Origin of the sequence: Nocardia concava NBRC 100430 (assembly GCF_000308815.1) — a bacterium.
In the GTDB taxonomy this organism is placed as follows: Bacteria; Actinomycetota; Actinomycetes; order Mycobacteriales; family Mycobacteriaceae; genus Nocardia; species Nocardia concava.
The window spans coordinates 1-22,214 of sequence record NZ_BAFX01000130.1; the positions used below are offsets into that span (position 1 = coordinate 1).

At 68.4% G+C, this 22,214-nt stretch carries 16 protein-coding genes; 5 read left to right on the top strand and 11 right to left on the bottom strand.

Annotated features, from left to right (window positions below):
* Both ON43_RS47235 and ON43_RS30405 read right to left on the bottom strand, forming a co-directional pair.
* Window positions 1-85 (bottom strand): biotin carboxylase N-terminal domain-containing protein (locus ON43_RS47235; protein WP_373283501.1); only part of this gene is annotated, 85 nt, incomplete at its 3' end.
* 8 nt (window positions 86-93) lie between these two features.
* Window positions 94-1,656, bottom strand: coding sequence for a carboxyl transferase domain-containing protein (locus tag ON43_RS30405; protein ID WP_040813109.1), 1,563 nt, complete (start codon window positions 1,654-1,656; stop codon window positions 94-96).
* A gap of 88 nt (window positions 1,657-1,744) precedes the next feature.
* On the opposite strand from ON43_RS30405, the gene ON43_RS30410 reads away from it, so the two are divergent.
* A complete protein-coding gene (locus ON43_RS30410) occupies window positions 1,745-2,338 on the top strand; it encodes an SACE_7040 family transcriptional regulator (protein ID WP_040813110.1) in 594 nt (197 codons plus the stop codon).
* A 5-nt stretch (window positions 2,339-2,343) separates the two neighbouring features.
* On the opposite strand, the gene ON43_RS30415 is transcribed toward ON43_RS30410, so the two are convergent.
* Together ON43_RS30415 and ON43_RS30420 are read right to left on the bottom strand one after the other, a co-directional pair.
* Window positions 2,344-3,105: an enoyl-CoA hydratase gene (locus ON43_RS30415; RefSeq protein WP_040813111.1), complete on the bottom strand. Its 762-nt coding sequence runs from the start codon at window positions 3,103-3,105 to the stop codon at window positions 2,344-2,346.
* A gap of 20 nt (window positions 3,106-3,125) precedes the next feature.
* Window positions 3,126-3,569: an SRPBCC family protein gene (locus tag ON43_RS30420; protein WP_040813112.1), complete on the bottom strand. Its 444-nt coding sequence runs from the start codon at window positions 3,567-3,569 to the stop codon at window positions 3,126-3,128.
* A 109-nt stretch (window positions 3,570-3,678) separates the two neighbouring features.
* Between ON43_RS30420 and ON43_RS30425 the strand changes: the two genes are divergently transcribed.
* On the top strand, window positions 3,679-4,896 hold the full coding sequence (locus ON43_RS30425) for a TetR/AcrR family transcriptional regulator (protein WP_040813113.1): 1,218 nt from the start codon (window positions 3,679-3,681) through the stop codon (window positions 4,894-4,896).
* On the opposite strand, the gene ON43_RS45120 is transcribed toward ON43_RS30425, so the two are convergent.
* Complete coding sequence (locus ON43_RS45120; protein ID WP_157514240.1) at window positions 4,865-5,071, bottom strand: hypothetical protein; 207 nt, start codon at window positions 5,069-5,071, stop codon at window positions 4,865-4,867. The genes ON43_RS30425 and ON43_RS45120 overlap by 32 nt on opposite strands.
* Window positions 5,072-5,173: 102 nt before the next feature.
* On the opposite strand from ON43_RS45120, the gene ON43_RS30430 reads away from it, so the two are divergent.
* Together ON43_RS30430 and ON43_RS30435 are read left to right on the top strand one after the other, a co-directional pair.
* Window positions 5,174-6,055 (top strand): esterase/lipase family protein, encoded by an 882-nt coding sequence (locus ON43_RS30430; protein WP_040813114.1) that lies wholly within the window; start codon window positions 5,174-5,176, stop codon window positions 6,053-6,055.
* Window positions 6,056-6,172: 117 nt separating this feature from the next.
* Entirely contained in the window at window positions 6,173-7,945 is a 1,773-nt protein-coding gene (locus ON43_RS30435; RefSeq protein WP_040813117.1) for a hydroxysqualene dehydroxylase, read from the top strand.
* A gap of 511 nt (window positions 7,946-8,456) precedes the next feature.
* On the opposite strand, the gene ON43_RS30440 is transcribed toward ON43_RS30435, so the two are convergent.
* Both ON43_RS30440 and ON43_RS30445 read right to left on the bottom strand, forming a co-directional pair.
* Window positions 8,457-9,899, bottom strand: a complete 1,443-nt coding sequence (locus ON43_RS30440) for an HNH endonuclease signature motif containing protein (RefSeq protein ID WP_167333477.1) — start codon at window positions 9,897-9,899, stop codon at window positions 8,457-8,459.
* Between the two features lie 84 nt (window positions 9,900-9,983).
* The gene (locus ON43_RS30445) at window positions 9,984-10,631 is read right to left on the bottom strand and encodes a TetR/AcrR family transcriptional regulator C-terminal domain-containing protein (RefSeq protein ID WP_040813120.1); all 648 of its coding nucleotides are present in this window, start codon (window positions 10,629-10,631) and stop codon (window positions 9,984-9,986) included.
* A 102-nt stretch (window positions 10,632-10,733) separates the two neighbouring features.
* Between ON43_RS30445 and ON43_RS30450 the strand changes: the two genes are divergently transcribed.
* Window positions 10,734-11,192 carry an ester cyclase gene (locus ON43_RS30450; RefSeq protein WP_040813121.1) on the top strand — a complete coding sequence of 153 codons (459 nt, stop codon included), beginning with the start codon at window positions 10,734-10,736 and terminating at the stop codon, window positions 11,190-11,192.
* Window positions 11,193-11,382: 190 nt separating this feature from the next.
* Here the strand turns inward: ON43_RS30450 and ON43_RS46895 are convergent, their stop codons facing one another.
* From ON43_RS46895 to ON43_RS30460, 4 genes are all read right to left on the bottom strand, one after another.
* Window positions 11,383-11,505: a hypothetical protein gene (locus tag ON43_RS46895; protein WP_281033368.1), complete on the bottom strand. Its 123-nt coding sequence runs from the start codon at window positions 11,503-11,505 to the stop codon at window positions 11,383-11,385.
* A gap of 57 nt (window positions 11,506-11,562) precedes the next feature.
* Window positions 11,563-11,709 (bottom strand): hypothetical protein, encoded by a 147-nt coding sequence (locus ON43_RS45125; RefSeq protein WP_157514241.1) that lies wholly within the window; start codon window positions 11,707-11,709, stop codon window positions 11,563-11,565.
* 120 nt (window positions 11,710-11,829) lie between these two features.
* Window positions 11,830-12,048, bottom strand: a complete 219-nt coding sequence (locus tag ON43_RS30455; RefSeq protein ID WP_040813122.1) for an MbtH family protein — start codon at window positions 12,046-12,048, stop codon at window positions 11,830-11,832.
* Window positions 12,041-22,207: a non-ribosomal peptide synthetase gene (locus tag ON43_RS30460; protein ID WP_306304989.1), complete on the bottom strand. Its 10,167-nt coding sequence runs from the start codon at window positions 22,205-22,207 to the stop codon at window positions 12,041-12,043. Before ON43_RS30460 ends, ON43_RS30455 begins: the two co-directional genes overlap by 8 nt.
* Window positions 22,208-22,214 lie beyond the last annotated feature (7 nt).

The following is a 22,214-nucleotide window of genomic DNA, read 5'->3' on the forward strand; positions in this document are numbered from 1 at the left end:
GCAAGGTGCGAATCACCCGCACCGCGATCTCGCCGCGATTGGCGACCAGCACGGTATCGAAGGCCACGGCTTGCGCTTTGTTCATCAAGGTCATCACATCCGGAAGACGCCGTAGGAGACGGGCTCGAGCGGGGCCTGCGCGCAGACCGAAAGGGCCAGGCCGACAACCGTTCTGGTATCGGCCGGGTCGATCACGCCATCGTCCCAGAGCCGCGCGGTCGAGTAGTACGGATTGCCCTGTGCCTCGTACTGTTCGCGAATCGGGGCCTTGAACGCCTCGAGATCCGCCTCGGACTGGTCGCCGCGCACGGTGGCCAGTACCGACGCCGCCTGCTCGCCGCCCATGACGGAGATCCGCGCATTGGGCCACATCCACAGGAAGCGCGGCGAATACGCGCGCCCGCACATGGAGTAGTTGCCCGCGCCGTAGGAGCCGCCGATGACCACGGTCAGCTTGGGCACCCGCGCGCAGGCCACCGCGGTCACCATCTTCGCGCCGTGCTTGGCGATGCCGCCCGCCTCGTAGTCGCGGCCGACCATGAAGCCGGTGATGTTCTGCAGGAACAACAGCGGGATCTTGCGCTTGTCGCACAGTTCGATGAAATGCGCGCCCTTCATGGCGGATTCGGCGAAGAGCACACCGTTGTTGGCGACGATCCCGACCGGGTGGCCGTGAATCCGGGCGAACCCGGTGACCAGCGTCTTGCCGTATTCGGCCTTGAATTCATGGAATTCGCCGCCGTCGACCATGCGCGTGATGACTTCCCGCACGTCATAGGGCGTCCGCAGATCCACCGGCACCACGTCGTACAGCTCGTCCTGCGGCGCGATCGGGTCCACGGTCGGCGCGACATCCCACGGCGTCGGCGTCTTCGGCCCCAGCGTGGCCACGATGTTCCGCACGATCCGCAGCGCGTCCTGATCGCTCTCGGCCAGATGATCGGTGACACCCGAAGTGCGCGAATGCAAGTCGCCGCCGCCCAGCTCCTCGGCGGTCACCACCTCGCCGGTCGCGGCCTTCACCAGCGGCGGGCCGCCCAGGAAGATGGTGCCCTGATTGCGCACGATGACGGTCTCGTCGCTCATGGCGGGCACGTACGCCCCGCCGGCCGTGCACGAGCCGAGCACCGCGGAGATCTGCGCGATGCCCTTGGCGCTCATGGTCGCCTGGTTGTAGAAGATGCGCCCGAAGTGCTCGCGGTCCGGGAACACCTCGTCCTGCCGCGGCAGGTACGCGCCGCCGGAATCGACCAGGTAGATGCACGGCAGATTGTTCTGCAGCGCGACTTCCTGCGCGCGCAGATGCTTCTTCACCGTCATCGGGTAGTAGGTGCCGCCCTTGACCGTCGCGTCATTGGCGATGATCACGCATTCGCGCCCCGACACCCGGCCGATGCCGCCGATCACGCCCGCGCCCGGGCATTCGTCGTCGTACATGCCATTGGCCGCGAGCGGCGACAGCTCCAGGAACGGGCTGCCGGTGTCCAGCAGCTGGTCCACCCGCTGGCGCGGCAGCAGCTTGCCGCGGGCCAGGTGCCGTTCCCGGCTCTTCTCGGGCCCGCCCAGGGCGCTGACGGCCAGCCGCTCCCGCAGCTCACCGACCAATGCCTGGTGCGCGACCCGGTTGGGGGTCCGGGTGTCCTCGGTCAGCGTCATTCGCTCCCCGCTCGGTTAGTCACCAATAACTGGAAAATAAGATAATCTTCACTAACTGAGTTGTCCAGCATCGACGAAGGGAGCCACGGTGAGCAGCACGGAAGCCGTCACGCCTACCCGTCGGGAACAGCTCAAGGCGCAGCGGCGGGAGCAACTGCTGGACGCCGGGGCGCGGCTCATCGCGGACCGCGGGTTCCTCGGCATGCGGCTGGATGATCTGGGCGCGGCGGTCGGCATCAGCGGCCCGGCGGTCTACCGCCACTTCCCCAACAAAGAGGCGCTGCTGGTCGAATTGCTGGTCGGCATCAGTCAGCGACTACTGGACGGCGGCCGGGCCGTCGCCGAAAAGGCCGACTCCCCCGAGGCCGCCCTCCACGGCCTGGTCGACTTCCACCTCGACTTCGCGCTCGGCGAGCCCGAACTCATCCGCATCCAGGATCGCGATCTGGAGAACCTCCCCGAATCGGCCCGCCGCCAGGTGCGCCGCACGCAGCGTCAATACGTCGAGGTCTGGGTCGCGGTCCTACGCGACCTGCACCCGGAGTTGCCGGAGGCGGCCGCCCGCGTGCAGGCGCACGCCACCTTCGGCCTCATCAACTCGACCCCCCACAGCGCCCCGGCCACCCTCGCCTCCCGTGCCCGCCCGGTTCTCCGGCAGATGGCACTCGCCGCGCTCGGCTGAAAGCCCTAGACGGAACCGGTGATTCGGGCCTGCATAGCGGCCAGCCGGGCCGCGAACTCGGGCGATTCCAGCGAGGCCAGCTGCGGGACCACCTCGGTGCTGACGGCCTCGGCGTGGGCGGGCAGGGTCCGCGTGGCGCGCATGGTGCGCTTGGTGGTGATGAGCAGCTCACGCGGCACATCGGCGGTGGCGGAAGCGAATTCGACCGCCGCGTCGACCAGGGCGTCGTGGTCGCCGTCGACGACGCGGTGGACCAGGCCCGCCTGTTCGGCGGCGGCCGCGTCGAGGACCTGGCTGAAGAGCGTCATGGCCGCCGCCTGCTGCGGGCCGACCGCGCGCTGCAGCATCCAGGTCATGCCGCCGCCCGGGTGGATACCCAGCTTCAGGAAGCGAGCGTCGAAGCGCGCCTTGGGATTCGCGAACCGAATGTCCGCGGCCAGGGCCAGGTTGAGGCCCGCGCCGACGGCCTGACCGCCGACGGCCGCGACGGTCGGCAGCTTGCAGCGCGACACCGCGAGGAAGCCTTCATAGATGGCCCGCAGGCCCTCCTCCTTGGCCTCGCCCAGCGCGGTCAGATTCGCGCCCGCGCAGAACGCCGGGGGCGTACCGGTCACCACGAGGGCGTGCACCGATTCGTCGGCCTCGGCGTCGGCCACCGCGTCCGCGAGATCGGCGGACAGGTCCAGCGTCAACGCATTCCGCTTGTCGGGGTCGTGCACCGTCACGAGCGCCACTGGGCCGCGGCGCTCCACCTTGATCTCCGCCATGGCCAGAGATGGTAGCTCGCTCACCCGCCCCGCAGTTCGCGCTCGGCCGTACGCAGCACCATGATGAACCCGCCCCGCACTACCGGCAGGAATATCCGCGTCCACATCGGCGCAAGGAAGGGCGCGGCGATCTCGAACGTGGACGACCATCGCACCCGAGTCCCCGCCGCGACCGGTTCGAAACTGATGTGCCCTTCCTGATGCCGAAGCGGCGGAACGGATTTCAGCAACCGATAGCGCATGAGCCGCGGCGGATCGTATTCCACGATCTCCTCGGTCAGCCGCAGCAGCGGAGTCACCACCAGCCGCACCGCGCCCGCCCCGTTACCGGCGGTATTGCCCGGGCGAACCAGCGTGACCCGCCGAACCAGCGGAACCCGTTGGTAATTGGCGACATCGGTGAGCCAGTCGAACACATCGGGCGCGGGAGCCGGGATGGTGCGTTCGACATCGACCGTGCGCATGCCGGACTCCGTTCTGATGGACGCGGATCCTCCGGGCAGCCTACGAGATCGGCGGCGCCAGGTCGATCACGGTGCCGACACGATTATCGCTGGTGATTACCATTGCGCTATGACCGTCGACGAGCAGCCGCAGCGCGTGATCCGCCGCCGCCCGAAGAACCGGCGCGCCCAGATCGCCGCCACCTCGGCCGCCGCCTTCGGTTCGCTCGGCTATCACGGCGTCAGCATGGAGGACATCGCGGCCCGGCTCGGAATTTCCTCGGCGGCTCTGTATCGGCATTACCCGAGCAAATACGCCCTGTTCCGCGAGGAATTACTGCGCCTGGCCGCAATTACCGCGGAATCGGCCACCCCGCCCGACGCGGCCGAGGGCCTGTCCCCGCACGAGCGGCTGGACCGGGTGCTGGACAAGATGATCGCCGAGACCATCGCGAACCGATCGACGGTCACCCTGGTCCGCTGGGAGCGCCGCTACCTCGACGAGGCCGACCGGCAGACCCTCGAGGACCAGTTCACCGCCGCGCTCACCACGCTGCGCGCCCTGATCGGCGATGTCCGCCCCGAACTCGACGGCCACGATCGCGCGGTGCGCGCGGTCGCGATCCTGAGCGTGATCTCCAGCATCGGCGACCACCACGCCACCCTGCCCGCGAAATCCCTGACCGCCCAACTCCATTCGGCCTGCGATGCGATCATCGCCGTCGACCTGCCGCCGGAGGGCACCGCGCCCCTGCCGCCGCGCGCGGCGGAAATCCCGCAGTCCTTCAAGCACGAACTGCTGCTGAAGAAGGCCGTGGAACTCTTCCACGACCGCGGCTATCCGAATGTCAGCGTGGAGGACATCGCCTCGGCGGCCGATCTCTCCGCGGCCTCGGCGGTCTACCGCTATTACCGCAGCAAGGGCGATCTGCTGGCCGCCGCGTTCCGCCGGGCGGCGGATCGGGTATCGGGCGCGATCGGCCCCGCCGTGGCCTCGTCGTCGAGTCCGGCGGAAGCGCTGAGCAAATTGATCGACCTGTATGTCGCCGGATCCTTCGCCGAACGCGAGCTGACTTTCGTCTACTACGCCGAATTCGGCCACGTTTCCGCCGAGGAACGCACCATGCTCCGCAATGTGCAGCGGCTCATCGTGGCCGAATGGGTGCGGCTACTGGTGGCGGTGCGTCCCGAATTGTCCGAGGGCGAGGCGCGGATCCTGGTGCAGGCCGGATTCGGCCTGGTGGTGGACCTGGGCCGGGAGTTCGGCGACCATCCGTCGATCTGCCCGCAGCCCAGAGTGATCCGGCTGATGGAAACTACCCTGTTCGGAGCACCTCCATCGGAGTGAACGGCGCGTAATCACGCACATGCCCGTTGTCCCACTCCCACAGCGAAATCGGATCGACGGCCACGCCGCTCTGCAGAATGAGCCGCCAGCCACCATCCTCCCGCTGCCAGACATCGCCATCGCGATCCCAATACAGACCAATGATGCGCGGCTCGGCCGTATCACTCCGGCTCATGACATTCCTCTCGGTCGGGACGAAAGGTATTTTCAGAGCAAATATATTTGGCAAACATTCGCCTGTGCATGAAGCAGAGGGCGCGAGTCGAATTGAAGGCTTTTGGTACACAGGGGAATCACCGCGACAATCGCCGCCGTCACGATCAGCGCGGCACTGGCCACCACGACCGCGCAAGCCGCACCGAATTCCGGATCGGGTTCGCAGACACTGACGGCGGGCACCACCATCGAGCCGTCGATCGATTGCGCGCCGAGTAGCGCGCACCCGTATCCGGTGGTCGTGCTGCCCGGCGCGGACGGCAGCCCCGAAGAGACCGACGCCCAATGGGCCACCATGCTGGGCGCACTGCGCGGGGCGGGATATTGCACCGTCCTCTTCCAGGGCGGCATTACCGAGGACAAGCGCTGGAACGGCGACATGCCCGGCGAGGCACAGCAAGTCGCCGACTTCGTCGCGAAGGTCCGGCAGACCACCGGCGCACCGAAGGTCGAGATCGTCGCCCACTCCGCAGGCTCCATCGTCTCGAACTACTACCTCAAGGTCCTGGGCGGCGCACCGGCCGTGAGCCATGCGGTCTTCCTGACCCCCGAGGCTCGGGGCTGCGACGGCGCGGGCGTGTTGGGCGTCAAGAACCCGCCGATCACTCCCGTGCAGATCCTGACCGCCCTGCCGTTCCTGCAGTCAGTACTGGCCGCCAGCTCCCACGAGATGGCGGTGGCCATGCAGATGACGCCGAATTCACCTGTCTACAAGGCGATCTTCGACACCCCCGTCACCCAACCCGGAGTCATCTACTCCGCCATCGCAACTCGCAACGACCAGATCGCCACCCCCGCCCCCGCCTGCTCCACCCTCGACGAGCCCGGCGTGGTGAACGCGGTCTACGAAGACCTGTTCCCCGGCGCGGCCCCCGTCGACCACTCGCTGATCCGCTCCAGCGACAACACCGCCGGGTGGGTCCTCCAGCAACTTCAGCGCTGACACATCAACAAGAATCTCCATCGACTTAGCGCCGAAAGATACTGAGAAACCACACCTTCTACCGGAGAACTGTCATTAACATAGCCGCCAGTTGCAACGCGACAGGCGGAGGCTCCCATGCGCCGGACCAGACGACAGTTCATCCAGACGGCAGCCAAGGCGGGCGGCGTAGCGGCGGCGCTGACCCTAGCCCCCACCGGCGGCCGGGCCCACGCGGATCCCGGCCGCACGGTGGCGGTCTTCGGCGCCGGACCGGCCGGCCTCACCGTGGCCCACGAGCTGGCCGAAAGAGGTTTCGCCGTCACGGTTTTCGAGAAGCTGGCCGACTTCGGCGGCAAGACCCGCAGCATCTACACCCCCGACGGCCTACCCGGCGAACACGGCTTCCGCAGCTTCTTCGGCTTCTACCACAACCTCCCGGATACGCTGCGCCGCATCCCGTTCCCCGGCAACCCCCACGGCGTATGGGACAACCTCACCCGCCTGAACGCCGCCATGATCGCGGGCATGGGCCGCCACAACCTAACCGTCCCACTCCCCTTCCCCCTCCCCTTCAGCCAGTTCCCCGAGACCCCCAAACAGTTCGTCGACACCATCGTCGCGGTCTTCGAAACCCTGTTCCGCCTCCCACCCCATGAGGCGATCTTCGCCGCGGAACGCCTGGCGGTCTACGTCTCCAGCTGCGACGAACGCAAACTCGGCCAATGGGAGAAGATGACCTGGACCGACTTCGCCCGCCTGGACAACTCCTCCACCGAATACAACCGCTTCCTGGGCGACGGCTTCATCCGCGAACTGGTAGCCACGAAATCCCGCAACTGCAGCGCCCATTCGATCGGCCTGGTCGGCGAGGAATACGTCTGGTCCCTGCTCAACCTGAACAACGACAGCGACGGCAAAGGCAACGACCGGGTCATGAACGGACCCACCAGCGAAACCTGGATCAACCCGTGGATCGCTTACCTCCGATCGATCGGCGTCACGTTCAACCAGGGGTACAAGCTCACCGGCCTGTCCAACGACGGCGGCCACATCACGGGCGCCACGGTCACCGACGCGAGCGGCGCACGCCACAGCGTCGACGCCGACTACTACGTCGCCGCAATCCCTTTGGACAAGTTCCCCGAAGTCCTCACCAACGACCTGACCGCCGCCGACCCGACTCTCGAACGCATCCGAAACCTCCAAGCCGCCTGGATGGTCGGCATCCAGTTCTTCCTCACCCGCTCGGCACCGCTCGCCAACGGCCACGTCGGATACAACGACGCACCGTGGGGCCTGACTTCGATCAGCGAGGCTCAGTTCTGGCGGCGGCCGCTGAGCAGCTACGGAGACGGCAGCGTGCAGGAGGTGCTGTCGGCCATCATCTCCGAATGGGACGAACCGGGCACATTCAATCGGAAGACTGCCAAGCAGTGCAGCCCTGAGGAATTGGCGCAGGAGACCTGGGCTCAGATCAAGGCCCACGTGGATCACGACGGCGACAACCCACTCACCGACGACATGCTCCACTCATGGCTGATCGACCCGGCGCTGACCGGGGCTGGAACTCCCGACATCGACTATGACGACGCCATATTCATCCAGAACCCCGGGTCTTGGGATGACCGCCCCAACGCCTGGACCAACCTGGACAACCTGTTCCTGGCCGGGGACTGGATCAAGACCCAGATGAATGTGGCATGCATGGAAGGGGCCAACGAGGGCGGGCGGTTGGCGGCCAACGCCGTGCTCCATGCGTCGGGGTCGTCGCAGGCCGCCGCGCAGATCACACCGCGCTACCGAATGCCGTTGTGGGAACCGTTGAAAGCGGTCGACCTACAGCTCTACCGCGCTGGTCAGCCGAACGCCTTCGACGTGATCGACCGCCGGTATCCGATGGTCCGGTAGGCGAAGAGAGCAAAACGAAAAGACAAAAGAACAAAAGATAAAAGACGCCAGGAGGAGGGAGAGAGCCTGGCTGGGTTGGGCACCTCGGTGGCGGCACCAGCCTCCTCGAGGCTCGGGCGCGCAGCGGCCCGGGGAAGAACACTCAAAGACGCCCGGCGCGTGTCCGATTCGCCCGGTTGCTGTCATCGAGCGGCACATTTTGGAGGCGGGATTAGGGAGGAACCGGACAAACACCCTCCAGGATGTGCCGCTCGGCGAAACCGGGGCCGGGTGAGGGGATGACGGGGAGGGGTTTTGGGTCTTTGTCCCTTTGGGTTTTGTCCTAGAAGGTGATCCGTGCAGTCCGTGAGCCGGGATCGGCGGGTCACGGCTCCCAACCCGGCGTCAGCCCAAGTCCGGTAGGGCAGGCGACGCAACCACACTGCCTAGTACCTGCCAACGGGAGGATTCCGATCGGCAGTGATCCGCCCGAGGAGTCTTCCCCCGGGTTACCCGGCCTCACGCCGCTGAATCACATGTTGCGGCCACGGGTCCGCCAGTACGCCTTGCGCTGAGACGGCGTGCAGTAGACGTGCATCATCTCCATCAACCCGTCGATCACCGGCCCCGCATCGATGAACGGGGAAATCGTTTCCGCATCGGGGACACCGGCAGCGGTGACCGGAGGCACCGGCTCTGTCGGGAACAGGAACGGTGTGCCTTCGGGGGTGGTGGTGATCGAATCGCCGGTGGGCGTGGTCCATTGCACCTCCCGATCCGGGAGATGATCGACCTTCCAACCGTTGCGATTGTTGTCGGCGAGGGTCTTGAGCCGGTGATGGCGTCGACACCGCGCACCCAGATTGTGTTCGGTTGTGCGGCCACCGTTGTCGGGATTGTCGTGGTCGAAGCGGTCTTGGTGGTCGAGGTCGGTGTCGGCGGCGGGGACCTGGCAGCCGGGGGCGCGGCAGATGCCGTCGAGGGCACGCACCCGGGAGGCAACACGCGCGGTGGGCTTGTAGACCAGTTCACGGGTCTCGCTGCTCGTGGTGGTTGTGGTGGCCGGTGCGTCGGTGATGATCTGGAAGCGGGCGTAGCGCGCGATCTGACGCGCGAGATCGGCGTCGATCGCCCCGAAACCCGCCAGCAGCGCCGGGTTGTCCTGCAGTCCCGCAAGCGTTTCCGCCGACACCCCCACCTGCACCAGCGCCTTCCGCGCCACCGGAGCCACCGCATCGAACGCCGCGCGCGGGCAGTCTTCGCGACCACACTGACAGGTGAGACGGCCGGTGCCATCGGCGAGGGCCACCAAAGCATCAGCGCGACGCTGGTTCTGGGTGCGGGGATCCTCGCTGCACACCTGGGTGCAGGCCATCTCCCGCAGCTTCTCGAACAGGGTGCGCCCGCCGACAGCAGGCAGCACGCCCTCCAGCACGGTGGTGCCGTTGTCGGCGGCATTGACGCTCACATACCGTTCGGCCTCGGCTTCCTTGCGACGCTTCGCTTGCCCCTCGGGGTCGGCCTCGGTGATCCAACGCCGAGCGGTGCGCCGAACTCGCTGCGGGTCAGCGTTTTCCGCGTACGCGGCGATCTTCGGCTCCAACTCGGTCAGCTGGTCTTCGCGCACGTTGGTGAGGGTCTCGCGGATCGCGCGCACCTGCGCCAGGTCGATACGCCCGGCAGCGAAGGCTCGCGCGGTACTCGGGTAGCGGTGCTTGAGATCGAGCCCGATATTGATCAGATTGTCCGCGGAACGTTGCGACATCTTCAGTGCGACACCGATTTCGGTGGCCGCGCTCTCCCCGGCGTAGAGCTGCCCGACTCCGACGTCGAGTTGCTGGGCGCGGCGGGCCGCGTACAGCTGTGTCATGAGCGCGGTCTCTTCGGCCTGCAGCGCAGCTATCCGTGAGTGCACAACGCGGAGCTGTTCCACCACCTCGAAGGTGTTGGCCCAGTCATCAGCGAATTCACCCATACCATCGATCATAGTTTCGAATCCCGCGACACAACAGCATGATCAGCCCAACATGCCGAGTAAATTACTGGCTACCAACGAATTTCAGAGCGCAGCGGCGAACCCACGTATCAACGCCCCGATGGCGAAGTCGAAGCGAGCCCGGTCATCGGTACCCACCGAGGTCTGCGCAGCTCGCAAAATCAACGGAAACTCCTCGGGATCAAGCGTTTTGAGGAACTCGGCCGATCCCGCGTCACCCGCCTCGTTGACCGGCGCGATCCGTACTTCCGAATTGGCATGTGCCACAACGAAGAGGGTGAGGGAATTCAGCGCGTCCAGCGCAGCACCCAGTTCGAATCCCGCGTCCACCAGAAGCTTCAAGCCGCGCTCAGCCGTCCGCAAGGTGCGCGGCGTGACGGCCGGACGGGTCGCGATCAGCGGCAGGGCACCCGGATGCTCCAGCACAGCCGCGCGAAGCGCATGCGCGTAATCCGACAGCGCCGATTGCCAAGGGCCGTCGGAGAATCCAGCATCCGCCTGAGACATGACGCGCTCGACCATCCCATCCAGCAACGCATCCTTGTTCGGCACGTAGTGGTACAGCGTCATGGCCTCCACACCCAGCTCCGCCCCCAGCTTGCGCATGGACAGCGCCGCCACCCCTTCACGGTCCGCGAAGGCGAGTGCCGCGTCCAGCACTTGCTCCCGCGAGATCCCCGCCCGTTCGGCGCGAGTGCGCTTGGCCGCCATCGAGTTTCCCTCCGGTGTTGACAACTCTTACGTCGTAAGTGAATCATAGTCCACGGCAACGAACTCTTACGACGTAAGAGTTATCGAGATCGGGAGAACCTCATGAACACCACCGCAGTCGCCACCAACAAGGCCGTCATCACCGCGTTCATCGACGCGCTGAACCACGGCCTGGACGGCGGAACCGACTGGGTGCGCTACCTGTCCCCGCAGGTGATCGACCACAACAAGGTGATCTTCGGCGAGGAGGATGCCCCCGGCGCGGCCATCGAGGGCTTCCGGCAGCAGCTGGCCGCCTTCAGCCCCACCGAGGACGAGCAGAGCGGAATCCTGTTGCAGGAGTTGATCGGCGAGGACGACCGCATCGTCGCCCGCCTGCGGGTGATCGGCCGCCACACCGGCGCGCACGCCCGCATGCCCGAGCCGACCGGCCGCACCTGCGATGTCGAGCAGATCTGGATCTTCACCCTGACCGACTCTCGCATCAGCGAGATCCGGGCGGTCAGTGACCGCCTGGGCATGTTTCTGCAGCTGGGCTGGGATTGGCCGACCGTCGACTGACACCCCCGGGCCGAGCCGCCGCCCGGGGGCCGTCAGGGCCGGAAAGCCCTGACGGCCTGCGCACCTGTGCGTCGACTACGTCGTGGTTGTGGTCGTCGGTGGCCAGGTGAAGGAAGAGCCGGTACCCAGCGCCTTCGCCATCCACAGGAACAGATCGTTCACCGCACTGCCGCTGAACATCGGTCGTCTCCTAGACGGTCGGCGTCGTCGTCGTACCACCCGGCTGGGTGATCGAGGTCGACGAGCCCGAGAGAATCAGGTGGGAGATGGCCAACAGGAGGTCGGTGAAACCGCTGCCGCTGTATACGGGCATGGATGAAACCTTTCGAAAAATGTGTCGTGCTACACGAATTGCTTCGCGGTGTGCTTGCTACTTGGCGATGTCGCTCTTGAGCTTCGGGCCCTTGGGGTTGTAGCTGGTGGTGGAACCGCTGCCCAGGAACTTCAGCACCTGCGAGATGATGGCGCCGATGTCGACAGTGGTGCCGCCGCCGGTGTCGGGAGGAGTGGTGGTCATGGTGTTTCCCTTTCTTTCACGACGCGGACAGACCCCCTCGATGTGTGGTTTCTTCTCGGGACCGCCGCACGGGGCCGGAATGGCCCCGGGTCTTGGGAGCGGAACAGCTGTGCCGCAGGTCTATTCGGGTTCGACCGCCATGGCCTGAACCAGGGAGGCCGGCCGCATATCGGTCCAGTGCGCTTCGACGTAGTCCAGGCAGCTCTGCCGTTTGGCCGGACCGTGCGCGGCGGTCCAGCCACCCGGGATGGCGGCGAACACCGGCCACAGCGAGTGCTGGGCCTCCTCGTTGACGAGCACGTAGAACTGGGCGTCTTCGTCATCGAAGGGATTACTCATGCGAGTTGCCTTTCTGAATCCGTGGGGTGGTGGCGTTCAGCGCGCGAGCCGTGCCATTAATCGCGCGAGCGATGTGCGCCAGCGCGTCGGGCGAGGTCATCTGCCAGTGGGTGGCCGGGACGGCATGGTTCTCGAGGACGCCGTCGACGGCGTCGGTCCAGCTCGAGACGCCCCAGGCGCCGCTCGGATCGTCCAGTGCGGCATGGAAATACAGCAGATCACCCTTGAATCGGCGGGGTTGGTATGCGCCGATGAGCGGGAATGAGGCGAGAGCACTGTCGACGATTCGCGCCATGCGCTCCGCGCCGACCTCGGATTCGGCGTCGACCAGTCCGGCGGCCTCGCCGAGCAGTTCGGCCACCGGGACCGCGGTCTCCGGATCGACATCGCTTTCCAGCGAGCTGTCCAGCATGGCCAGCGTCGCGACCTCCTGGCCTTCCTCCTGCAGCTGCACCGCCATGGCGTGCGCGATCACGCCGCCGAGCGACCAGCCGAGCAGGTGGTACGGCCCCTCCGGCTGCACGGCGCGGATCTCGCGGATGTAGCGGGCGGCCCAGTCCTCGATCGAATCCGGCAGCGGCGCATCGCCGATCAGGGTCGGCGACTGCAGGCCGTAGATCGGCCGGTCCTCGTCCAGGTGGGCGGCCAGGCCCGCGAAGGACCAGGAGATGCCGCCGACCGGGTGGATGCAGAACAGTGGTGCGCCCGTTCCCGCCGGCCGTAGCGGGAGCAGCACGGAGAACGCGGCGTCGGCGTCGAAACCGCCCGGCGCGCTCAGTGGTCCGGACATCTCGGCGGGCGTCGGCGCGGCGAAGACGAGGACGACCGGAACCTTCTGGCCGAGGGTCTCGCCGAGGCGGGTGGCCAGCCGGACCGCGAGCAGCGAGTTGCCGCCGAGCTCGAAGAAGTTGTCGTCCAGGCCGACTCGCTCGGCACCGAGAACCTCGGCGAAGACCGAGCACACGGCAGTTTCTACTTCGGTTGCGGGAGCCCGGTATTCGCGGGCCGCGAATTCCGGTTCCGGCAATGCGGCGCGGTCGACCTTGCCATTGGCATTGCGCGGCACCGCGTCCAGGCGCATCAATGCCTCGGGCACCATGTAGCTGGGCAGCAGTCCGGCCAGACGGGTACGAACGCTCGCCGCGTCGAGATCGTCGGTGCCGCTGAAGTATCCGACCAGCCGTGCGGAATCCGCCAGGCCGTCGACCACGACGACCGCATCGGTGACTCCCGGAGCCGAGCGCAAGGCATGCTCGATCTCGGCCAGCTCGATGCGGTAGCCGCGTACCTTCACCTGGAAGTCACGGCGCTCCACGAATTCCAGTACGCCGCTGTCTTCTTCGGCTCCCCGCGTCCATCGCACCAGGTCACCGGTGCGGTAGAGCCGAGTACCGGCCGGGCCGAACGGATCGGCCACGAACCGCTCCGCCGTCAGCTCCGGCCGATCGTGGTAGCCGCGGGCCAGCTGCGCACCGCCCAGGTACAGCTCGCCGGTGACACCCACCGGCACCGGCCGCAGCCGGTCGTCGAGGACGTACACCCGGCTGCCCGCCTCCGGCGTGCCGATCGGCACCACGGCCTGGCGGATCTCGGTGTCGGTACGGAATCGGGTGACCGAAACCGCCGCTTCGGTTGGGCCGTACAGGTTGTCGATGCGCGCAGTGGTCGCTGCCCTGGCGCGGGACAGGGTCCGCGCGGGCAGCGCCTCACCGATCACCAGCAGGCGACGCAGCGACTCCGGCAGGCCGTCGGCCCCGACGACGTCGACCAGCATGGCCAGCAGCGACGGCACCAGAGTCAGGGTGGTGACGGACTCCCGGCGGATCTGGTCGAGCAGGCCCTCCGGATCGTGTTGCGCGCCTTCGGTTGCCAGCACGATCCGGGACCCGGTGCGCAGCGCCCACCAGAGTTCCCAGACCGACAGGTCGAAGGCCGCCGAGGTCATCCACAGCACCGAATCGCCCTCGGCAAGACGATATTCCGACTGCATCCAATCCATCTGGTGCGCGACCGCCGCCTGCGGCAGAGCCACACCCTTGGGCTTGCCGGTCGAGCCCGACGTGAAGATCACATAGGCGGGATCGGCGGGCGAGGAGGGCGCGTGGCGCTCGTCGTCGCGAATCGGGTTGGCGGGCAGGGCCGGATCCTCGGCGAGTGCCACATCCAGCACGGAGGTGGTCTCCGGCAGTTCATCCGGCAAGGTCATCGGCCGGGCCGAGCTGGTCAGCACCACGCTGGGCGCGGCCGTCTCCAGCACCATGGCCGTGCGTTCGAGCGGATGCGCCGGATCCAGCGGCACATACGCGCCGCCCGCCCGGACCACCGCGTACATGGCGGTCAACAGCTCGATGCTGCGCGGAAGCGCCAGCGCCACCAGCGTTTCCGGCCCCACGCCCTCGCCGATGAGGACCCGGGCCAGCCGGTCGATCCGTTCGGCGAAGTCGCGGTAGCTCAGCGCCCGCCCCTGCTCGACCACCGCGATGGCGAAGGGCGTGCGCCGCACCTGCGCGTCGAAGGCGTCCAGCAGCCCGCTGCGCGGGAATGCGGGTCCGGTCGCGTTCCAATCCCGCAGCAGGCGAGCGGATTCCGTCGCACCCAGGATGTCCACATCCCCGATCGGCGCTTGCGGGTCGGCGATGACCCCGGCCAGCAGCCGCTCCAGCCGCTCGGCGAATCCGGCCACGGTGGCCTCGTCGAACAGCGCGGTCGCGTAGGTCATGGTCGCGGTCATGCCCGCCGGCGCGCCGTCGGCGTCGTAGCGGTCCATGACGACCAGATGCAGATCGAACTGCGAGACGTCGGTATCGAATTCGAGGGCCGCGACCCCGAGCCCGTCCAGATCGAAGGCGGCCTGGTCCTGGTTGTGGAAGGAGAACCCGACCTGAACCAGCGGGTGCCGCGCGGTGGAGCGCTCCGGGTTGAGCACCTCGACCAGCCGCTCGAACGGCACGTCCACGTGATCGAAGGCCGCGACATCGCGGGCCCGGACGTGGCGGACCAGGTCGGCGAAGCTCTCGCCCGGAGCGACCTCGGTGCGCAGCACGAGCGTATTGACGAACATGCCGACCAGGTCGTCCAGCGCCGCGTCACCGCGACCCGCGACCGGGGTGCCGACCGCGATATCGGTCGATCCCGTCAGCCGCGACAGCAGCGCCGCGAAGGCGGCGTGCACCGTCATGAACAGCGTGGCACCGCTGCCGCGCCCCAATTCGGCCAGGGCCGCGTGAGTTTCGGCGTCGATGGTGAAGTCGACGCGGCGGCCCGTGGTGTCCAGGACGACCGGGCGGGGCCGATCGGCCGGGACGGTGAGCAGCGGCGGCAGTCCGGCCAGGGTCTCGGTCCAGAAGCCGATCTGCTTGGACACCAGCGAGGCCGGATCGTCCTCCGAGCCCAGCAGTTCGCGCTGCCAGACCGCGTAGTCGGCGTACTGCACCGGCAGCGGTGTCCAGGCCGGTGCGACGCCGGACTTGCGCGCGGCGTAGGCGGTCATGACATCGCGGGCCAGCGGTGCGAGCGAGGTGCCGTCACCGGCGATGTGGTGCATGACCACGACGAAGACGTGATCCTCGGGAGCCAGTTCGAAGAGCGCGGCGCGCAGCGGCACGGTGGCGGTGACGTCGAAGCCCTGGCCGATGATCTCGAGGACGGCGGCGGTCACCGTCTCCTCGGTCACTGGAACAGCCTCCAGCGCAGGCAGTTCGGTGGCCACGGTAGCGGGGAGAACCACCTGGACCGGGCCCGCTTCGGTCTCCGGGTAAACCGTGCGCAGCACCTCGTGCCGGAGCACCACGTCGGCGATCGCCGCGTGCAGCGCCGCCACGTCCAGCGGCCCGGTCAGCCGGATCGGCATCGGGATGTTGTAGGCGGTGGAGTCCGGATCCAGGCGGTTGAGGAACCACATGCGCTGCTGCGCAAGGGAAACCGGGACCGGTCCGTCGCCGGTGCGGGGCACCAGGGCCGGGCGGTCCGAACCCTGCGGCTCACCCGCGAGCGCGGCCACCGCCAGCGCCTCGATGGTCGAGTTCTCGAACACCGTCCGGACGGCCACCCGCACCCCGAACGCGACACTCAATCGGGCCGCCAACTGCGTTGCGGTGAGCGAGTTTCCACCGAGCCCGAAGAAGTCGTCCGCGACGCCGACCGGGGCCTCCGTGCCCAGCACCGCCGCGACGATCTCGGCGACCGTGCGCTCGGAGTCGGTGCGCGGGGCCAGGAATTCGGCGGTGCGGAAGACGGGCTCCGGCAGCGCCTTCCGATCCAGCTTGCCGACCGGGGTGAGCGGGATGCGGTCGAGCACCATGACGGCGGCGGGCACCATGTACGCGGCCAGCGAGCCGCTCGCATGCGCCAACAGTTCGTCCACGTCGACGGTGTGGCCGGGTGCGGCCACCACATAGGACACCAGCGACACCGTGCCCGAGGCATCGGTGTGGCCGAGAGTGACCGCGAATTCGACGCTCTCGTGCGCGGTGAGCGCCGCGTCGATCTCGCCGAGCTCGATGCGCAGGCCGCGCACCTTCACCTGGAAGTCGGCCCGCCCGACATATTCCAGCCCGCGCCGCCCGTCGGCCCGCGCGGTCCAGCGCACCAGGTCGCCGGTGCGGTAGAGCCGCTCGCCCGGCGCACCGTACGGATCGGCCACGAAGCGTTCGGCCGAAAGACCCGGCCGCGCATGGTATCCGCGGGCCACGCCCGGACCGTTCAGGTACAGCTCACCGGTCACCCCGACCGGCACCGGCCGCAGCCGGGAGTCGAGCACGACCGCGGTCATGCCGTCGGTCAGCGCACCCAGTTCGACCGGCTCGCCCGGCAGCATCGGCGCACCGATATTCGAGGTGATGGTGGTCTCGGTCGGTCCGTAGCCGTTGTGGACGGCGCGGGTGCCGGTAGCCCAGCGCGCCACCAGCTCCGGGCCGTACGCCTCACCGCCGAGGGACAATTCGCGGAACTCCGGCAGCCGGACAGGGTCCAGGGTCTGCAGGACGGCCGGGGTGATGAAGGCGTGGGTGACGCCCTCGGCCGCCATCAGATCGGTGAGCTCGGCGCCGCCGAAGACCCCGGCCGGTGCGATCACCAGGCGGGCCCCGGCGGCCGTGGCCATGAGGATCTCGAGCTGGTAGGCGTCGAAGCTCGGCGAGGACACCTGCAGCACCCGGGCATCCGGGCCGACCCGGTAACGCTCCTTCTGGCTGATGGCGACGCCCGCGACACCGCTGTGGGTCGCGACGACGCCCTTGGGCAGGCCGGTGGAGCCGGAGGTGTAGACCATCCAGGCCGGATGGGCGATGCGGACCGGGCGGACCAGCTCGCTCGGCGTGATGGGCGTCGCGTCGAGTTCGCCTGTCGCTTCGATGAATTCGGGTGCATCGATGACCAGCCATTCGGCCGCGCCGGGCAACCGGTCCCGGCTCTCGGCGACGGTCAGGCCGAAGGTCGCGCCCGAGTCGGAGAGCATGTGCTCGATGCGGTCGGCCGGGTAGTTCGGGTCGACCGGGACGAAGGCCGCGCCCGTCTTGGTGATGGCCCACACGGCGATCAGGGTCAGGTCAGAGCGCGGAATCGACAGCGCGACATAGTCTTCCGCGCCGATACCGCGGTCGATGAGTACCCGGGCCAGACGGGTGGATTCGGCATCGAGTTCGCGATAGGTGAGCTCGCGATCGCGGTAGCGCAGGGCGATATTGTCCGGATACGTCGCGGCGGCCTCGGCGAAGTAGTCGCCGAGCGTGCGCAATGTAACCGGCTGTGTCGCACTGCGGTCCACCAGCGCGGCCCGCTCCGACGGCGACAGCAGATCGATATCGCCGACCTTGACGGTGGCGTCGGCCGCGACCGCGCCGAGCACCCGGCCCAGACGACGCAGCAGGGAAGCCGCCGTGGCTTCATCGAAAAGGTCCGTGGCGTAGTTCAATTCGAGTGCCAGATGGCCGTCGACATCCGGCTCGTCCGACACGGTGAACTGCAGATCGAACCGCGCCACCCGATGCTCGAAATCGACCGCCTCGAGCACCAGCCCGGGCACCGCATAGGTCTGCGAACCGAGGTTCATGTAGCTCAGGGCCACCGTGAACAGCGGATTGCGGGCCTGGGTGCGTGGCACGCCGAGGGCATCCACCACCTGGTCGAACGGGATGACGGCGTGGTCGAAGGCCGCCAGATCGACCTCGCGGGTCTGCGCCAGCAGCTCGTCGAAACCGAGCTCGGGCTCCGGCCGGGTACGCAGCGTCAGCGTGTTGACGAACATGCCGACCAGGTCGTCGAGCGCCGCATTGCCACGACCCTCGAGCGGAGTGCCGATGGCGATATCGTCCGTCCCCGACATCCGGGCCAGCAGCACCGACAGCGCGGCATGCCACACCATGAACGGGGTGACGTTGTGCGCCTCGGCGATTCGCTTGACCTCGGCGGCCAGACCGCCGTCCAGCCGGGCATTGACCCGCGCTCCGACGCCGGAGGCCACGGGCGGGCGCGGCCGGTCGGTGGGCAGCGGCAGCTCGGGCAGACCCGCGAGCGTCTCTTTCCAGAACGCCAGTTCGCGCTCGCCGGACTGTTCCAGCGTGGCCCGCTGCCAGAGCGTGTAGTCGGCATACTGCACGGGCAGTTCCGACCACACCGGTGCCTGGCCCGCGGCCCGGGACAGGTAGGCGGCGATGGTGTCGCGCAACAGCGGATCCTGCGACTGGCCGTCACCGGCGATGTGGTGTAGCACCACGACCAGCACATGGCTGTGCGCGGATTCGCGAATCAGCGCGGCCCGCACCGGAACCGTGGTGGTGACGTCGAACCCGCGCGCCACGAAGCCCTCGATCCAGTTCAGGTCCGCGCCATCGCGCAGTTCGAGGGTGGGTCGGGCGCTCTCGACGGGCAGGACCAGCTGGTAGCCGATGCCGTCCGCGTCGACCGGGTAGATGGTGCGCAGCGTTTCGTGGCGGGCGACCACATCCGCGAAGGCGTCCTCCAGCACCGCGGTGTCGATCTCGCCGGTGACCCGCACGGCGGCGGGCACGTTGTAGGACGCCGATTCCGGGTCCAGTCGGTTGAGCAGCCACATGCGAGTCTGGGCGAGCGACAGCGGGATTCGCTCCGGGCGCGGCATGCGCCGCAGCGGCAGGCCGGTTCCGCCGTCGCCGATCCGGGCCGCCAGTTCGGCGACGGTCGGGGCGTCGAAGAGCTGGCGCACGGTCAGATCCGCGCCGAGGGCGGCATTGGCGCGGGCCACCAGGCGCATGGCGAGCAGCGAATTGCCGCCGCGCGCGAAGAAGTCGTCGTCCACGCCGATGGTGACACCGCCGAGCAGGTCGCCGATCAGGGCGGCCAGCACGGCCTCGGTGCCCGCCGCGGGAGCGCGGTAGGCGACGGTGGTGGCGGTGAATTCGACCGGGGGCAGGGCGTTCCGGTCGAGCTTGCCGACGGTGGTGAGCGGCATCTCGGCCAGGGTCACCAGGTGCGCGGGGACCATGTACGCGGGCAGCTGGGTGCGGGCGTGGGCCAGCACGGTGTCCGCGTCGAGGTCCGGACCCGAGACATAGCCGACCAGGCAATCCGTCCCGGCGGTGTCCTCGGCCAGCAGGACGACCGCGTTCGCGACGCCCGCGGCCGACAGCAGCGCGGCCTCGATCTCCCCCAGCTCGATGCGCTGACCGCGCAGTTTCACCTGGAAGTCGTTGCGCCCCATGTACACCAGGTCGCCGCCGCGGTTCCAGCGCACCAGGTCGCCGGTGCGGTACATGCGCGCGCCCGGGACGCCGAACGGGTCGGCCACGAACCGGTCGGCGGTGAGCCCGCCGCGGCCCTGATAGCCGCGGGCCAGCTGGGTGCCGGCCAGGTACAGCTCGCCGATGACGCCGGTCGGCACCGGACGCAGCCGGGAGTCGAGCACGTAGGCGCGGGTGTTCCAGTTCGGGCGGCCGATGGCGACCTCGAAATCCGGGTCGGCGTCGGAGAATTCGTGGTAGATGGTCGAGATCGCGGCCTCGGTCGGGCCGTAGGCATTGTGCACCGCGCCGCCGACCAGTTCCCGCAGCTCGCCGAGCAGGTCGACGGGCAGCGCCTCACCGCCGGTGTGCAGGTGACGGAAGGAAGCCAGCGCGTCTCCGTGGCCCTCCGCGATGAGCGCGGCCAGCACGGACGGCACATGCTCGGCGATGGTGACGCCGAAGTCGCGCATGAGACCGGCCAGGTAGTCCAGGTCCTGGTGGCCCCCCGGGCGCGGAATCACCAGGGGCGCACCGACCATGGCGGGCAGGAAGCATTCCCAGACCGACACGTCGAAGGCCAGCGGGGCGCGCTGCATGATGCGGTCGGCGGAGGTGACGCCGTAGCGGTGCTCGAGCCAGCGGAGCTGGTTCATGATGGCGCGGTGGCTGGTCGCCACACCCTTGGGCAGGCCGGTGGAGCCGGAGGTGTAGAGGACGTAGGCGAGGTTGTCGGGGCGGAGGGCGGCGAGACGGTCGGCATCGGTGACCGGCTCGGCCGAGAAGTCCTCCAGCGCACCGAGTTCCGCGACATCCAGAACGGAGATGCCGTCGAGTTCGGGGAGCGTCGCGCCGCCGACCGACAGCACCAGCGTCACGGCCGAGGTGTCGAGGATGTGGCGCAGGCGGTCGGCCGGATGCGCGGGATCGACCGGCACATAGGCGGCACCGGCGGCCACGACGGCGTAGAGCGCCACCACCGTGTCGATCGACCGCTGGGCGGTGACGCCGACGACGGCGTCCGGTCCGACGCCCTTCGAAATCAGCAGGCGGGCCAGGCGATTCACGCGCGGGGCCAGCTCGCCGTAGGTGACCCGCTCGTCCTCGAAGAGCAAGGCGTCGACGGCCGGATCCGCCGCAGCCCGGTGGTCCAGCAGATCCGCCAGCGTCTCGACGGGCAGCACCCGGCCCGTGGCGTTCCGGTTCACCAGCAGCTCGCCGCGCTCGGCGCGCGACATGAGATCCACATCCCCGGCGGCCGTCCGTGGATCGGCGAGCAGCGCACGCAGCACCCGCTCGTAGGCCGCCTGGAACCCGCCGACCGTCTCCGCGTCGAAAAGGTCGGTGGCATAGGTGATGTAGACCTCGATGCCGCCGGGCGCACCCTCGGCATCGATGGACTCGGCCATGGTCCAGTCCAGGTCGAACTGGGCCGCGGTGGCCTCGACGGTGAGCGCCTCGATGGCCAGCCGGTTGAGCCGGATGCTGGGCCGGGTGTGGTTCTGCAGCGTCAGGGTGACCTGGCACAGCGGCGAATGTGACTGGGAGCGGACCGGATTCACGGCCTCGACCAGCATCTCGAACGGGACCACGGCGTGGTCGAAGGCGGCGAGATCGGTGTCGCGGACCTGGGTGAGCAGCTCGCCCAACGGCGCGTCCGGCCGCACCTCGGTGCGCAGCACCAGGGTGTTGACGAACATGCCGACCAGATCGTCGAGGGCCTCGTCGCCGCGTCCGGCGACCGGGGTGCCGACGACGATGTCGGCGGTGCCGGAGAGCCGGGCCAGGGTCACCGCGAGGGCGGTGTGCAGCACCATGAACGGGGAGACTCGGCGGGTGGCGGCGAAGTCGAGGATGGCCGAATGCAATTCGGCGTCGAAGCGGGACTGGAAGCCCGCGCCGCGGCCGGTCGCGACCGCGGGGCGGGGGCGGTCGGTCGGCAAGGCCAGGACATCCGGGACTGCGTGCAGCCGCCGCGTCCAGTAGGTCAGCTGGCGGGCCAGCACCGAGTCCGGGTCGTCGGCGCGGCCGAGCGCGTCGCGCTGCCAGAGCGCGAAGTCGGCGTACTGCACCGGCAGTGGCGCGAGGTTGGGAGTCTCCCCCGCGCAGCGGGCCACGTAGGCGCTGGCGATATCGCGGGTCAGCGGCCCGAACGACCAGCCGTCGGCCGCGATGTGGTGCACCACCATGACCAGCAGGTGGGTGCCGGGTTCGTCGGTGAGCTCGAGCAGCCGGATCCGGAACGGCACCTCGGCGGTGACGTCGAAGGCGGTGCGCGCCACCGACTCCACCAGGCCGGGCAGCCGATCGGCCGAGACCGGCTCGGGCACCAGGTCGATGAGGCGGGTGCCGACCGGCAGGATGAGCTGGCTGGCCTCGCCGTCGTGCTCGGGGTAGAGCGTGCGCAGGGTCTCGTGTCGGTTCACCACATCGGCGACGGCCGCCTGCAGCGCTTCCAGGTTCAGCGCGCCG

Coding starts and splice junctions, on each gene's coding strand:
- ON43_RS30405 (WP_040813109.1), bottom strand. CDS start 1,656: ATGACGCTGACCGAGGACACCCGGACCCCCAACCGGGTCGCGCACCAG.
- ON43_RS30415 (WP_040813111.1), bottom strand. CDS start 3,105: ATGGCGGAGATCAAGGTGGAGCGCCGCGGCCCAGTGGCGCTCGTGACG.
- ON43_RS30420 (WP_040813112.1), bottom strand. CDS start 3,569: ATGCGCACGGTCGATGTCGAACGCACCATCCCGGCTCCCGCGCCCGAT.
- ON43_RS30425 (WP_040813113.1), top strand. CDS start 3,679: ATGACCGTCGACGAGCAGCCGCAGCGCGTGATCCGCCGCCGCCCGAAG.
- ON43_RS45120 (WP_157514240.1), bottom strand. CDS start 5,071: ATGAGCCGGAGTGATACGGCCGAGCCGCGCATCATTGGTCTGTATTGG.
- ON43_RS30435 (WP_040813117.1), top strand. CDS start 6,173: ATGCGCCGGACCAGACGACAGTTCATCCAGACGGCAGCCAAGGCGGGC.
- ON43_RS30440 (WP_167333477.1), bottom strand. CDS start 9,899: ATGGGTGAATTCGCTGATGACTGGGCCAACACCTTCGAGGTGGTGGAA.
- ON43_RS30445 (WP_040813120.1), bottom strand. CDS start 10,631: ATGGCGGCCAAGCGCACTCGCGCCGAACGGGCGGGGATCTCGCGGGAG.
- ON43_RS30450 (WP_040813121.1), top strand. CDS start 10,734: ATGAACACCACCGCAGTCGCCACCAACAAGGCCGTCATCACCGCGTTC.
- ON43_RS46895 (WP_281033368.1), bottom strand. CDS start 11,505: ATGCCCGTATACAGCGGCAGCGGTTTCACCGACCTCCTGTTGGCCATC.
- ON43_RS45125 (WP_157514241.1), bottom strand. CDS start 11,709: ATGACCACCACTCCTCCCGACACCGGCGGCGGCACCACTGTCGACATC.
- ON43_RS30455 (WP_040813122.1), bottom strand. CDS start 12,048: ATGAGTAATCCCTTCGATGACGAAGACGCCCAGTTCTACGTGCTCGTC.